8 protein-coding genes are annotated in these 14,781 nt (G+C 71.8%); 1 reads left to right on the top strand and 7 read right to left on the bottom strand.

The annotated features are described in order from the left end of the window. Window positions 1-34 precede the first annotated feature (34 nt). From OO52_RS21250 to OO52_RS21230, 5 genes are all read right to left on the bottom strand, one after another. Window positions 35-2,785, bottom strand: coding sequence for a SpoIIE family protein phosphatase (locus OO52_RS21250; RefSeq protein WP_051818429.1), 2,751 nt, complete (start codon window positions 2,783-2,785; stop codon window positions 35-37). A 527-nt stretch (window positions 2,786-3,312) separates the two neighbouring features. Beyond that, window positions 3,313-3,762: a nucleotide exchange factor GrpE gene (gene grpE / locus OO52_RS21245; RefSeq protein ID WP_030645117.1), complete on the bottom strand. Its 450-nt coding sequence runs from the start codon at window positions 3,760-3,762 to the stop codon at window positions 3,313-3,315. Window positions 3,763-3,764: 2 nt separating this feature from the next. Further along, a complete protein-coding gene (gene dnaK, locus OO52_RS21240) occupies window positions 3,765-5,648 on the bottom strand; it encodes a molecular chaperone DnaK (protein WP_030645116.1) in 1,884 nt (627 codons plus the stop codon). Window positions 5,649-5,683: 35 nt separating this feature from the next. After that, complete coding sequence (locus OO52_RS21235; protein ID WP_234317318.1) at window positions 5,684-6,055, bottom strand: J domain-containing protein; 372 nt, start codon at window positions 6,053-6,055, stop codon at window positions 5,684-5,686. A 74-nt stretch (window positions 6,056-6,129) separates the two neighbouring features. Continuing rightward, window positions 6,130-6,534, bottom strand: a complete 405-nt coding sequence (locus tag OO52_RS21230; RefSeq protein ID WP_030645112.1) for a hypothetical protein — start codon at window positions 6,532-6,534, stop codon at window positions 6,130-6,132. Between the two features lie 416 nt (window positions 6,535-6,950). On the opposite strand from OO52_RS21230, the gene OO52_RS21225 reads away from it, so the two are divergent. Next, window positions 6,951-10,220, top strand: a complete 3,270-nt coding sequence (locus OO52_RS21225) for a GH92 family glycosyl hydrolase (RefSeq protein WP_030645110.1) — start codon at window positions 6,951-6,953, stop codon at window positions 10,218-10,220. A 62-nt stretch (window positions 10,221-10,282) separates the two neighbouring features. Here the strand turns inward: OO52_RS21225 and OO52_RS21220 are convergent, their stop codons facing one another. Together OO52_RS21220 and OO52_RS21215 are read right to left on the bottom strand one after the other, a co-directional pair. Beyond that, a complete protein-coding gene (locus tag OO52_RS21220; protein WP_053212466.1) occupies window positions 10,283-10,657 on the bottom strand; it encodes a hypothetical protein in 375 nt (124 codons plus the stop codon). A gap of 28 nt (window positions 10,658-10,685) precedes the next feature. Further along, window positions 10,686-14,489 carry a GH92 family glycosyl hydrolase gene (locus OO52_RS21215; protein ID WP_234339418.1) on the bottom strand — a complete coding sequence of 1,268 codons (3,804 nt, stop codon included), beginning with the start codon at window positions 14,487-14,489 and terminating at the stop codon, window positions 10,686-10,688. Window positions 14,490-14,781 lie beyond the last annotated feature (292 nt).

The following is a 14,781-nucleotide window of genomic DNA, read 5'->3' as shown; positions in this document are numbered from 1 at the left end:
TACGGCCCTTCGCCGTACCCCGGCGTCGGAACCGTCAGTCCCCGAGGTCCCCCAGGTCCTCCAGGTCCCCGAGGTCCTCCAGGTCCGTGAAGTCCCCGAACATCCGCGTGGGATCCGGCGCCGCCAGCTCCGCCCAGATCACCTTGCCCTGGGGTGTGTAGCGGGTGCCCCAGCGCTCGGCCAGCTGCGAGACCAGGAACAGACCCCGGCCGCCCTCGTCGGTCGTCGCCGCGTACCGCAGGTGCGGTGAGGTGCTGCTGCCGTCGGCCACCTCGCAGATCAGCGCGCGGTCATGGATGAGCCGCACATGGATCGGGTCGGAGCCGTACCGGATGGCGTTGGTGATCAGCTCGCTCAGCACCAGCTCCATCCCGAAGCCCAGCTCGGACAGCTCCCACTCGGCCAGCTTGGCCGAGACCGCCCCCCGCATCCCCGACACGGCGGCCGGGTCGCGCGGCACGTCCCAGTCGGCGACCCGGTCGGCCGGCAGGGCCCGGGTGCGCGCCACGAGCAGGGCGACGTCGTCCCCGGGACGCTCGGGCAGCAACTGCTCCAGCACCGCCCGGCAGCTCTCCTCCGGGGACCGGCCGGGGTGACCCGCCAGGGCCCGGCGCAGCAGCTCCATGCCCTCGTCCAGGTCCCGCCTGCGGTCCTCGATCAGACCGTCGGTGTACAGGACGAGCTGGCTGCCCTCGGCCAGCTCCAGCTCGGCCGTCTGGAACGGCAGGCCGCCCAGGCCCAGCGGCGGTCCGGCCGGCACCTCGGGGAAGGTGACGCCGCCGTCCGGGTCGACCAGCGCGGGCGCGAGATGCCCGGCCCGGGCCATCACGCAGTGACGCGTCACCGGGTCGTAGATCGCGTACAGGCAGGTGGCGCCGACGATCTCGTCGGACTTCTGCGGGCAGGGCTCGTCCTGGTCGAGGCGGCCCACCAGGTCGTCCATGTGCTGGAGCAGCTCGTCGGGCGGCAGGTCGAGCGTGGAGAAGTTGTGCACCGCGGTCCGCAGCCGGCCCATCGTCGCCGCGGCGTGCAGACCGTGCCCCACCACGTCACCGACGACCAGCGCCACCCGGCCGCCCGGCAGCGGGATCACGTCGAACCAGTCCCCGCTCACCCCCGACTGCGCCGGCAGGTAGCGGTAGCCGACCTCGAGTGCGCTCTGCTCGGGCAGGGCCCGGGGCAGCAGACTGCGCTGGAGGGTGACCGCGAGGGCGTGCTCGCGGGTGTACCGGCGGGCGTTGTCGATGCTGACCGCGGCCCGGGCCACCAGCTCCTCCGCCAGGGCCAGCTCCTCCGCGTCGAAGGGCTCCCGCTTGGACCGCCAGAAGTTGGCCATCCCCAGGACGACACCGCGCGCCCGGATGGGAGCGGCGATGAGCGAGTGGATGCCGTACTCCAGGATCCGCCGGGTCCGCTCGGGGTCCTGCGCCTTCCAGTCATCGGCCTTCGACAGCTCGGTCACCAGCTCGGAGTGTCCGGCGCCGTAGCCGCGTCCCTGCGGGGTGGAGGGCAGGAAGTCGATCAGCCGGCCCAGCTCGTAGAGGGGGTGGTCGTCCTCGATGCCGCTCACGGCGACCCGGCGGATGTCCCGCGCCGTCGGCGCCGGTTCCTCCCCGTGCAGGACGGCGTCGGCCAGGTCGACGGTGACGAAGTCGGCGAACCGGGGGACGGCGACCCGCGCCAGCTCGTCGGCCGTGCGGACCACGTCCAGGGTGCTGCCGATGCACAGCCCCGCGTCGTACAGCAGCTCCAGCCGCTCGCGGGCGGCCTCGGCCCGGCCGGACAGCGCCTGCAGCTCGGTGGAGTCGCGGAGCGTCACGACGGTGCCCCGGGGGCCGCCCGCGTACTCGGTGGGCCGCTGGTTGACCGCCAGCAGGCGCCCCTTGGCGAAGAGCACCTCGTCGCTGGCCTCGCGTCCGGAGGCGAGCAGCTCGACCGTCGCCGGGTCGAGCTCCTGCAGCTCCCGCACCGTGCGGCCCTCGGCGTCGGGGGGCAGTTCCAGCAGGCGCCGGGCCTCGTCGTTGGCGAGCAGCAGCCGGCCGTCGGCACCGATGATGAGGACGCCCTCGCGCACCGAGTGCAGGACCGCGTCGTGGTGCTCGTACATGCGGGTCATCTCGTCCGGGCCCAGGCCGTGGGTCTGCCGCCGCAGCCGGCGGCCCACCAGGGCCGTGCCGCCGGTCGACACCACGAGCGCGCCGCCCCCGGCGGCCAGGATGATCGGCAGCTGCCGGTCCAGCTCGCTGGTGACGTGCTTGACCTTCAGTCCGGCGGAGACGAGAGCGACCACCTTGCCGTGGGCGTCGTCCACGGGCACGGTGGCCTGGACCTCGTGGCCCAGCGGGCCGTGGACGCTCTCGGTGTAGACCTTCCCGGCCAGCGACGGCCCTATGTTGCCCACGAACCGCTCGCCGATCCGGTCGGGTATGGGATGGGTGTAGCGGATGCCGTGGGTGTCCATGACCACGATGAAGTCCACGCCCGCCGACCTGCGTCCCGCCTCGGTCAGCGGCTGGAGGAGACGGGACGGGTCGGGGCTCTCCAGGGCGCGCAGCAGGCCCGGGGCGTGGGCGAAGGTCTCCGCGACGGCTATGGACCGGCGCCTGGCCTCCGTGCTGGTGTCCCGCTTGGACTGCAGGACGAGGGCGACGACGGCGCAGAGCACGAGCAGCACCACCAGCGCCACCTGGAGCAGGAAGACCTGCCCGGCGACGCTGCGGGGGCTCTTACCGACCGCGGTGCGCCATCTGAGGCGGCGCCTGGATCGGCCGGATGCGTCCGGCATGCGGCATTTGTAGCACCGCGTTCCGCCGGGTGGCTATGGTCCGTCCACGAGATGGACAAGGGATCCTCCAAGTTGCCGACGGAGCCGGGTCCGTGAGCAAGGGCTGCGGCAGCTCCCGGCCCGCCCCCCGAGCCGGTCTCCGCGGGCGGTGGCTACGGCTGGCCGTGCTCGTCGGCCCCGGGCTCTGTGCGCGGGTGGCCACGGCGGCCGTGGGGGCGGTACCCCGGGGGGTGCGGGGTCTGTGCGCGAGTGACTACGGCGGGTCGGTGGTCGCCGGCAGAGCCGGGCCCGCGTGCCGGTGGACGAGGCAGCTCCGGTCCGCCGGCCGGCCGGGGTCCCTCCACGCTCGGCTACGGCGGCTCGGTGCCCCCGCCTCCCCCCTCGAATCCCCGAGCAGACGCCCGCCTCGAATCCCCAAGCAGACCCCCCTCCGGGCCCCGCTCCGGAGCCTCCGCCTCCCAGCCGCCCCGCCCCCGCCCCGCAGGGTCACGGCCCGCCCGGCAGGGTCACGGCCCGCCCCGCAGGGGTCACGGCGGGCCGGTTACCGTCACGTGGGCGGGGCGTAGCAGGCGGTCGCCGATGCGGTAGCCGGGGCGCAGGATCTCCGCGCAGAGCAGCCGCTGCGCGCCCGGGGCCGTACGGTGCACGATCGCCTCGTGGCACGCCGGATCGAACGGCTCGCCCTCCTCCCCGAACGCCTGCAGCCCCAGCGAGCCCAGCTGGGTCCGCAGCGTGTCGGCGATGTCCTTCAGGCCCGGGGTGAGCGGTTCGTGCGCGCACGCCCGGTCCACGGCGTCCACCACCGGCAGGAGGGCCGTCAGAACGTTGGCGACGGCGATCTCCCGCACGGCCATCCGATCCCGCCGTACCCGCTTGCGATAGTTGTCGTACTCCGCCTTGACCCGCTGGAGATCGGCGGTGCGCTCCCGCAGCTCGCGCTCCACCTCGTCCGAGCTTCGCGTCCGCGCCCCGTCCATCGTCAGCCCGCCTCCGGCTTGTCGTCGTCGACGATCTCGGCGTCCACCACCTCGTCGTCCCCGCCGGAGGCCGCCGTACCACCGCTGCCGGCCTGGCCGGTCTCACCCGGCTGACCGGTCTGCCCGGCCTGCTCGGTCCGCGCCCGCTCGTACATCGCCGTACCGATCTTCTGCGCGGCCTGCGCGGCACGGTCCAGGGCCTGGCGGATCGCCGCCGTGTCCTCCGACTTCAGCTTCTCCTTCAGGTCGGCCAGCGCCGTCTCCGTCTCGGACCTGGCGTCGGCCGGGATCTTGTCACCGTTGTCCTTGATCAGCTTCTCGGTGGAGTAGACGAGCTGCTCGGCCTGGTTCCGCGTCTCCGCGGCCTCCCGCCGCTGCCGGTCCTCCTCCGCGTGCTGCTCCGCCTCCCGGACCATCCGGTCGATGTCGTCCCGGGGCAGCGCGGAACCACCGGTCACCGTCATCTTCTGCTCCTTGCCGGTGCCGAGGTCCTTCGCCGAGACGTGCATGATGCCGTTGGCGTCGATGTCGAACGCCACCTCGATCTGCGGCACCCCGCGCGGAGCGGGCGCGATGCCGGTCAGCTCGAACATGCCGAGCTTCTTGTTGTACGCGGCGATCTCCCGCTCGCCCTGGTAGACCTGCACGGTCACCGAGGGCTGGTTGTCCTCGGCCGTCGTGAAGATCTCCGCGCGCCGGGTCGGGATCGTCGTGTTCCGCTCGATGAGCTTGGTCATGATGCCGCCCTTGGTCTCGATGCCGAGGGACAGCGGGGTGACGTCGAGCAGCAGGACGTCCTTGACCTCGCCCTTGAGCACACCGGCCTGGAGGCTGGCACCGACGGCCACCACCTCGTCCGGGTTCACACCCTTGTGCGGCTCCTTGCCGGTCAGCTCCTTCACCAGCTCGGTGACGGCCGGCATCCGCGTCGAGCCGCCCACCAGGACCACGTGGTCGATGTCGGACACCTTGATCCCGGCGTCCTTGATCGCGTTGTGGAACGGCGTCTTGCAGCGCTCCAGCAGATCCGCGGTCAGCTGCTGGAACTGGGCGCGCGTCAGCTTCTCGTCCAGGTGCAGCGGACCCTCGGCGGACGCGGTGATGTACGGCAGGTTGATCGAGGTCTCGCTGGACGACGACAGCTCGATCTTCGCCCGCTCCGCCGCCTCCCGCAGCCGCTGCACGGCCATCTTGTCCTTGGCCAGGTCGACGCCGTAGTTGTTCTTGAACTGCGTGACCAGGTGGTCCACGACCCGCTGGTCCCAGTCGTCGCCGCCGAGGTGCGTGTCGCCGTTGGTGGCCTTCACCTCGATGACGCCCTCGCCCATCTCCAGCAGCGACACGTCGAAGGTGCCGCCGCCCAGGTCGAAGACGAGGACCGTCTGCTCGTTGCCCTTGTCCAGCCCGTACGCCAGCGCCGCCGCCGTCGGCTCGTTGATGATCCGCAGGACGTTGAGGCCCGCGATCTCACCGGCCTCCTTGGTGGCCTGACGCTGGGCGTCGTCGAAGTACGCGGGCACGGTGATCACCGCGTCGGTGACGTCCTCGCCGAGGTACGCCTCCGCGTCCCGCTTCAGCTTCTGCAGCACGCGCGCGGAGATCTCCTGCGCGGTGTACCGCTTGCCGTCGATGTCCCCCTGGTCGGGGAACCGCCACGAGTGGTCTCCCACGTGCCGCTTGACCGAGCGCGCGGTGCGCTCCACGTTCGTCACGGCCTGCCGCTTGGCGACCTCGCCGACCAGCACCTCGCCGTTCTTGGCGAACGCGACGACCGACGGAGTGGTCCGAGCGCCCTCCGTGTTGGTGATGACGGTGGGCTCGCCGCCCTCCAGGACGGAGACCACCGAGTTCGTCGTACCGAGATCGATTCCGACCGGACGCGCCATCTGCGTGCTCCCTCTTCCTCGTCGGCCCGTGTGCCCTACGGCCGCTCACCGGGTTCCCAGTGCACCGGTCCCGCGCGCAGCGGCGGCTCCGGAGCCGTGCCGCCCGGCACGAAGAGGTACCGGAGGCGGGACAGCGGACTCGCCGCGGCGGCGCCGGACGGGGTGCGGTGCCGCCACCGGGGCGACCGGTCGTGCGCCCGGTCGTAGGCCGCGCGCCGCACCGGGTCCCGGAGCGTCTCGTACGCCGCGCGCACCTCGTCGAAACGGGCCGCGGTGACCGCGTCCACCCGCGTGTCCGGCCGCAGTTCCCACGCCCTGCGGCGGAAGGCGGAGGTGATCACCTCGGCCGTGGCGGAGGGCGCCACACCGAGCACCGCGTACAGGTCCGGCTCCACCGTGCGGGTCACCTCCTCACCCACCGCGAGCTGCGCGTTCGAACCGAATTGCCTATCAATCGGAATAAAACTTGAGTGGACCCATGTCAAGGGAGGCCGGCCGCCGGAGGCGAGGCCGGCCTCTCCGGCACCCTCCGTCGCCGCAGGGTCCCGAGCAGCTCGTCGGCCTCCGCGGGCGGCACCGAGACCGCGATCCGTGCGAGGGGTGCGGTGGAGGGGGTGGGCCACAGGTCGACGAGAACAGCCGGGTACCCACTCCGCAGCGCGACGAAGTCCCGTCCGCGTGGATGCCGCCACTCGCCCAGACAGCGGGCGGGCAGTCGCGGCCCCCGCTCCGGCACCCCGCGCAGCGCGCGCCACCAGTCGGGCTCGATCCGCGCGTCCTTGATCACCGCACCCGGCAGCCGGACCTCCCGGCGGCGCGCCCGGAGCCGCTCGCTCCAGGACAACCGCACCACGAGGTCGTCGCCGTCGATCAGCAGCCGTGCCACGGGAGACCTCCCGACAGCGGAACTCCGACTTCTCTCTCCGTCGGGTTCCCCGCTGTCCCGGTGTCGCCCTCACGGCTGGGTCGGGTCGCTCTGGGCGGACCCGGTGGCGTATGCACCGGGTCCGCGAGCCGGGCAGGCGAGGGGGGTGGGCTGCCTGCCCGGAGGGAAATGGCCTGAACCGCGTGGCTTGTGCGGCGGGATGGCGCGCGGACATCGTTGTCAATCGTCGTGCACATGACTCTACCGCCTCAACCGACAACGATGTCAAGCCACTTGGCTGGTCCGGCCGGGTGATGCAGGCGTGCGCCTCCCGGCGCGTACGCGGTCTTCCGTGGTACCGGTGGCGCACGTTACTGTCCCTGCGGCTTGTGCGACCTGTGGTGCGCGACCCGTCCGTTAGGAGGAAGGGCCGCGTCATGCGTTTCAGACCCACGTCCCTGCTGCTGGCAGCGCTCCTCGCGACCGCCGGCACCGCAACTCCCGCCCTCGCGGCGACCGCCGCGCCCCCCGGTCTCGTCAAGGACCCCACCCCGTACGTCGATCCGCTGATCGGCACCAGGAACGGCGGCGACGTCTTCCCGGGCGCCGTCGTGCCCTTCGGCATGCTCTCCTGGAGCCCGGAGAACACCCGCGGCGACGCCACGAGGACCGCCGCTCCGGGCGGCTACCAGTACGACGCCACCCGCGTCCGCGGGTTCAGCCTCACCCACATGTCCGGCACCGGCTGCGCCGGCGGCAGCGGGGACATCCCGTTCTTCCCGTACGCCGGCGAGGTCACCTCCTCCCCGGCGAGCGACACCAAGGACGCCGTCTACGCCTCCGACTTCCGCCACGCGGACGAGACCGCCGAGCCCGGCCACTACAAGGTCGGCCTGGCCTCCGGCGTCACCGCCGACCTCACCGCCACCGCGCGCACCGGCTCGGCCCGCTTCACCTACCCGGCCGGCAAGCCCGCCTCCCTGCTCGTGCGCACCGCCAACTCCGAGGTGGGCTCGGAGGACTCGACGGTCACGATCGACCCGGACACCCGGACCATCTCCGGCTCGGTCACCTCCGGGAACTTCTGCGGCTACCTCGACCCCGAAGGCCAACGCGCCTACTACACCCTCTACTTCACCGCCCGCTTCGACCGCGCCTTCCAGGCCGCCGGCACCTGGCACGACGACCGGCTCGACCCCGGCTCGCGCGAGGCGTCCGGCGGCACCGGGGGCTTCTCGCACGGCGGACGGCCGGTCGCCGGGAAGGGCGCCGGCGGGTACGTCGAGTTCGCGCCCGGCGACGGCCCGGTCAACGTCAAGGTCGGCATCTCCTACGTCAGCCGGGAGGCCGCCGCGGCCAACCTGGCCGCCGAGAACCCGCCGGGGCGGTCCTTCGACGCCGTCCGGGAGGCCGCCCGGCGGGCCTGGCGGGAGCGGCTGGGCGCCATCCGGGTCGGCGGCGGCACGGACGCCGAGCGCACCACGTTCTACACCGCGCTCTACCACGCGCTGCTGCACCCCAACGTCATCAGCGACGCCGACGGCAGGTACCGGGGCGCCGACGGCCGCGTGCACCGGGTCGACCGTCACCGGCACGCCCAGTACGGCACCTTCTCCGGCTGGGACGTCTACCGCGACCAGGTCCAGCTGCTGACGCTGCTCGACCCGCGCACGGGCTCGGACATCGCGCAGTCCCTGTACGAGCTGGCCCGGCAGAACAACGGCGTCTGGGACCGGTGGCTGCACGGCGCGAGCGGCACCCACGTCATGAACGGCGACCCCTCGCCGGCCGCGCTGGCCGGCATCCGCGCCTTCGGCGGCACGGACTTCGACCTCAAGGGCGCCCTGAAGTCCCTCGTGCGGGCGGCGACCGTGCCCACACCGCAGGACCTGTCCCCGGCCGGCAAGCCCGTGCTGTCGGCGGGCCAGCGCCCCTCCCTCGACAAGTACCTCAAGCTGCACTACATGCCGAGCGTGTCCAACGCCTGGGGCGGTGCCGCCGAGACCCTGGAGATGTCCACCGCGGACTTCGCCATCTCCCAACTCGCCCGCGCGGCGGGGGAGAAGGGCACGGCGGACACCTTCGCCCACCGCGCCCAGTGGTGGCAGAACAACTTCAACATCGCCGCCGCGCCGGACGGCGGCTACATCGCCAACCGCAAGGCCGACGGGAGCTGGGTCACCGGCTTCACCCCGGACACCGGCAACGGCTTCGTCGAGGGCACGGCCGCCCAGTACACCTGGATGGTCCCGCACGACCCGGCGGGCCTCTTCGCCGCGCTGGGCGGCCGGGAGGCGGCGCTCGCCCGGCTGGACGACTTCTTCCACGACGCCGACGGCGGCTGGGCCTTCACCGGCAACGGCGGCACCAAGTCCGAACTGGACAACGAGCCGTCGATCAACGTCCCCTACCTGTACGACTACGCCGGCGCCCCCTACAAGACGCAGGAGACCGTCCGCGCGGCGATGCGGCAGCTGTGGTCCACCGAGCCCGGCGGCATCCCGGGCAACGACGACCTCGGCGCGATGTCCGCCTGGTACGTCTTCTCCGCCCTCGGCATGTACCCGCAGGTGCCGTCCCGCGCCGAACTGGTCCTCGCCTCACCGCTGTTCGAGCGGATCGAGATCGACCGGCCGCACGGCAACGACATCTCCGTCCGCGCCACCGGGGCGGCGGCCGACGCGCCGTACGTCCGGTCCCTGAAGGTGAACGGCCGCAGCAGCGACCGGCCCTGGCTGCCCGCGTCCTTCGTCCGCGACGGCGGCCGGCTCGACTACACCCTGTCCGCCACCCCGGACCACGAGTGGGGGGCGGGCAGCCCGCCGCCGTCCTTCCGGGAGGGCGAGCAGCCGTACCAGATCGGCGTCGGCCCCACCACGGCCACCCTCGCCCCCGGTGACAGCACGAAGATCGGCATCCGCGCGCTGTCGCTGACCGGCGGCACCGGTCCCGAGGTGCGCTTCCGGGTGCAGACCCCGCCCGGGGTGACGGCCACGCCCGCCGAGGGCACGGTCTCCGACGGCGCCCAGGAGATCACGCTCACGGCGGCCCGGGACGCCGAGCAGGGCTTCGCCGACGTCCGGGTCACGGTGACCTCGGACGACTCCTCCTACGAGCAGCCGGTGGCGCTCACCGTGGCCGCCCCGGGCACCCTCCTCGCCGCCTACAACAGCACCGGCGTCTCCGACGACGACGGCGACCACGACGAGGCCGACTACGACGGCGGCGGCTGGAGCTACTCCCGGCAGGCCCTCGCGGCGGCCGGCCTCACCCCGGGCAAGCAGGGCACGGCCGGCGGTCTCGCGTTCACCTGGCCCGCCTCGCCCGCCGGACGCCCCGACAACGTCTCGGCGTCCGGCCAGACCGTCCAGCTCGCGAGCCCGGCGGGCGCCCTGTCCTTCATCGGCAGCGCCGTCAACGGCAACCAGCAGACCAAGGCGACCGTCACCTACACCGACGGCACCACCGACACCGTCGACCTGTCCTTCACCGACTGGACCGTGGGCGGCGGTGGCGGCTCCGTCCAGTACGGCAACGAGGTCGTCGCCAAGACCGCGTACCGCAACGTCGCCGGCGCGGACAAGGACCCGGTGGCGACGTACGTCTTCGCCACCAAGCCGTACCAGGCACCGGCGGGCAAGCAGATCAAGTCCGTCACGCTCCCGCGCAACACGGACCTGCACGTCTTCACCCTCGCGACGGGCTGACCCCCGCACACCGAGGCACACCGAAGCGGCCCGCACCCGGGATCCGGGTGCGGGCCGCTTCCTCATCGCTCGATGCGCACGCCGTCCGGCCGTGGGAACGGCATCATGTCCCAGCCGTGGGGCCAACCGCGGGACAGCGGCTCGCCGGGCTCCGCCTCCAGCAGCCGCGGGATGCGCCCGTGCCACCACCGGACGTCCTCCTCGTGGCCCGGCCACGGGACGGTGGCGGCGCGGAACCGGGTGTCCCAGCGGTCGAGTACCGGGCGCAGCGCGGCGGCCGGCTCCGCGGGCAACGCGGACCACACCTCTGTCAGACCGTCACGGCACGCCATGTCGTTGTGGTACTCCGGTGCGCACCAGCAGTAGCCGGCCTCCACGCCCGCGACGAAGCCGGCCCACTGGGCGAGGAGCCGGTGAACGGCGAGCACCTCTTCCATGGGCCGACTGTCGCACGCACCCGGCCGGTCAGCCCAGCAGTTCCACCTCCGCCAGGGTCGATTCGCCGTCCAGGACCAGGCGGTACTTCGTGTAGGTGCCCGGTTCGGCGATGGTGAAGGCGCGGGTCTGGCGGTCCCACGTGAACGTCTCCCCGGAGCGGTGGTCCAGGGTCCGCCAGGCCGTGCCGTCGGTGGAGCCCTCCAGGGTCCAGCCGGTCGGTGCCTTCGTGCGGTCGGCTCCCGAGGTCAGCGTGTACTGGACCGGCCGTACATCGCCCTTGGCCGGAAGCTCCGCCGAGGTGAGCGTGGCGCTCGTCGCCGAGGTGTCGTCGAAGAGCGGGCCGTCACCCTTCAGCACGTCCGCGCGGGGCGTCGGCACCTTGTCGTCCTCGGTGACCGAGACCGGCGCCGCGTCCTTCCCGGTGCCCCACGCCGACGGCTTGGAACCCATGAAGAAGTCCAGCACCCCGCCCTTGGACAGCAGCGAGTGGGGGAGCGACGTCGACTTCCAGGGGCGGCCGTTGAACATCACGCCCTGGACGTAGACGTTCTTCGCGCTGTTCCCCGGCGCCCGCACCACCAGGTCCCGGCCGTTCTCCAGGTGCACGGTGACCTTCTTGAACAGCGGGGAGCCGATGGAGTACTCGCCGCTGCCCATCACGAGCGGGTAGAAGCCGAGCGCGGAGAAGAGGTACCAGGCCGACTGCTCGCCGTTGTCCTCGTCACCGTGGTAGCCCTGCCCGATCTCGCTGCCGGTGTACAGCCGGGAGAGCGCCTCGCGCACGTACGCCTGCGCCTTCCACGGCTGGCCGGCCGCGTCGTACATGTAGATGACGTGGTGCGCGACCTGGTTGGAGTGGCCGTACATGCCCATCCGGACGTCCCGCGCCTCGGTCATCTCGTGGATGACACCGCCGTAGGAGCCGACATGGTCCGGGGAGGCCGTCTCCGGGGTGGCGAAGTACTCGTCCAGCTTGTCGGCGAGGCCCTGCCGGCCGCCGTACAGGTTGGCCAGGCCGCGGCTGTCCTGCGGGGCGGTGAAGGCGTAGCCCCAGCCGTTGGTCTCCGTGTAGTCGTAGCCCCACACGCGCGGGTCGTACTTCGCGGAGTCCACGCGCCAGTCGCCCTTGTCGTCGCGGCCCTGGAAGAAGCCGGCCTTCGCGTCGAACAGGTTCACGTAGTCGCGGGCCCGGTTGAGGAAGTACTCCGACTCCTCCTTGTAGCGCTTCTCGCCGGTCTTCTTGTAGAGCGCCTCGCCCATCTTCGCGATGCCGTAGTCGTTGACGTAGCCCTCCATCGCCCACGACAGGCCCTCGTGCGTGTCGGTCGACGTGTAGCCGAGGAACGGCGAGGTGGACATGCCCTTGCGGCCCACGCCCGACATCGGCGGGACGACGGTCGCGTTCTTCACGGCCGCGTCGTACGCCGCCTTCGCGTCGAACTTCACGCCCTTGACGTAGGCGTCGGCGAACGCCACGTCCGAGGAGGTGCCGGTCATCAGGTCGGCGTAGCCGGGGGAGGACCAGCGGGAGGTCCAGCCGCCGTCCTTGTACTGCTGGACGAACCCGTCGACCATCTCGCCCGCCTGGGACGGCGTGAGGAACGAGTACGCCGGCCAGGTGGTCCGGTAGGTGTCCCAGAAGCCGTTGTTGACGTACACCTTGCCGTCCACGATCTTCGCGCCGGTGTGCGTCGGGGTGTCCGGACCCGGCATCGCGGAGAACGGCGAGGCGTACCGGTCCTTCCCGTCGACCTGCTCGAAGCCGGAGTTGGGGTACAGGTACAGCCGGTACATGCCGGAGTACAGCGTGGTGAGCTGGTCCGGGGTCGCGCCCTCCACCTCGACCTTGCCGAGCAGCTTGTCCCAGACCTGCCGGGTGTGGTCCTTGACCGTGTCGAAGGAGGTGCCGTCCGGGATCTCCTGGCGCAGGTTGTCCTTCGCCTGGTCCACGCTGATGAGCGAGGTCGCCAGGCGCAGGGTGACGGTGCGGTCGGCGCCCGCGTCGAAGCGCAGGAAGCCCTTCACCCCGCTGGAGCCGCCGTCGGTGACCGGCTTGTCGAACTGGCCGTACACGAACAGCCGGGTCGCGCCCGTCGACAGGCCCGACTTCACGTCCGAGTAACCGGTGACGGTCCCGTGCTCCTTGTCGAGCGTGAGGCCGGCCTGCTCGGTGACGTTGTCGAACAGCACGCTCGCGTCGTCGCCGGGGTAGGTGAAGCGGAGGGCGGCCGCGTGGTCGGTCGGGGCCATCTCGGCCTTGAGGCCGTTCTCGAACCGGACGCCGTAGTAGTACGGCCGCGCGGTCTCGTTCTCGTGCCGGAAGGGCAGCTCCCGCGCCTCGCGGCCGGTGTCCGGGGTGCCGGACGCGGCCGACGGCATCAGCTGGAAGGTCTGCCGGTCGCCCATCCACGGGCTCGGCTCATGACTCGCGCTGAACGCCTGGATCGTCGGCAGGTTGTCCGCGTTGTTCGCCCGGGCGTACTCGTAGAGCCAGCTCAGCGAGGACGCGTTGGTCACCGGGGTCCAGAAGTTGAAGCCGTGCGGCAGGGCCGTCGCCGGGAAGTTGTTGCCGCGCGAGAAGCTGCCGCTGGAGTTGGTACCGCGGGTGGTCAGCGCGTAGTCCGACAGATGCGCCTTCGGCTTCTCGGGCGCCACCGGCTTCAGGGTCACGTCGTCCAGCCAGCCGCGGAACTTCGCCGGGCCGTCGGGGGAGTCGTACGCCACCAGGATCCGGTCGACGGTCTTGCCGGCCGCGACCGAGCCGATCCGCGAGGCCACGTTGTTCCACTGGTTGACGTACAGGGCCTTCGACGCGCCCTGCCCGCGCGGGGTGAGCGGGAAGCCGTGGCTGTCCAGCGCGCCCAGGCCGCTCAGATAGGTGCCGTCGGTGAAGGCCAGGTCGACGGAGACGTTCGTGGCGTCGTAGTCGCGGTCGCCGTCGGCCATCGACGGGAAGACGCGGTACGACAGCTGGGTGTCGCCGCCGACCTTGACGTTCACGTCGAAGACCTTGTTGTACGAGTAGGCGCGGCCGGCCGCCGTGTGCCGGCCGGCGTAGCGCAGGGCGCGCTTTCCGGTGAACCCGGCCCGCGCCTTGGCGGTCGGGGAGCCGCTCGGGCCCTTGTCGACCAGGGTCAGCATGTCCTGCGGCACCGGACCGCCGCCGCTGCCGGTGGAGAACTGCACATCGGCGAGCTGCAGGATGTCCGGGGCGCCGGCGTTCTTCGTCACCTCCAGCCGGAAGTGCTGGTACTCGGCCGGCTCGGCGAGGTCGTAGGACTTGGTCTGGAACCGCTCGGCGAAGTTCTCGCCCGAGCGGGTGTCGAGCGTCTTCCAGTCCTTGCCGTCGGTGGAGCCCTTCAGGGTCCAGTCCTTGGGGTCGCGCTCACCGAAGTCGTTGGCCGAGGTGAGCGCGTACGTCGTTATCTTGACGGGTTTGTCCAGGTCGAACTCCGCCCAGCCGGTGGGCTCGAAGGTCAGCCACTTGGTGCCGGGCTCGCCGTCGACGAGGTTCTCCTTGACCTCGCCGGCGCCCGTGTTCTCGCCGCTGGCCCGGACTTCGGTGACATGGTCGGTGACACTGCCCGGAATGCCCGTGCTGTAGCCGCCGTCGACGCCCGAGGCGCGCTTGGTGCCGTCCCGTCCGGTGTCGACGGTGTTCAGCCAGTCCGGCGCCGGGTCGCCCGCCTCGAACGAGGATGCGAACTCCCGGTCGGGCGCCGGGGCCTTGGCGGGCAGGGCGACCGCCGCGCCCTGCGAGCCGACGGCCATGACAAAGGCGGCCGTGAGGACGACCGCCGGACCCCATCTGTGCCGCGTTCTCCGCTGCATCTACCGATTTCCCCTCCTGCGCCCCCTCCGGACAACGTTGTCAACTACGGGGCGCAGGAACCAGTAGGTGGCCAAGTGGCCCGTGATGTCAAGGGTGTTGGCTGTGGCATTCAGGGAGTTATGTCGCGACTTTTTCCGGCGGGCCGTTCCGCGGGCCTTCATATTTCCGTGAGGTCTCAACTCGGAAAAGACCCAACGCGAACCCTGCATTCGATCTTGCTCAGCTGGCGGGAAGTGGACTATACCTGTCGGCGTTTCCAGCACGACCCAGCACTACCCGACAGCGGTGCCG

Source organism: Streptomyces flaveolus (genome assembly GCF_000716535.1).
GTDB lineage: Bacteria > Actinomycetota > Actinomycetes > Streptomycetales > Streptomycetaceae > Streptomyces > Streptomyces flaveolus_A.
Note: the sequence above shows the minus strand (reverse complement) of the source record. Positions and strands in the feature narration are given on the sequence as shown.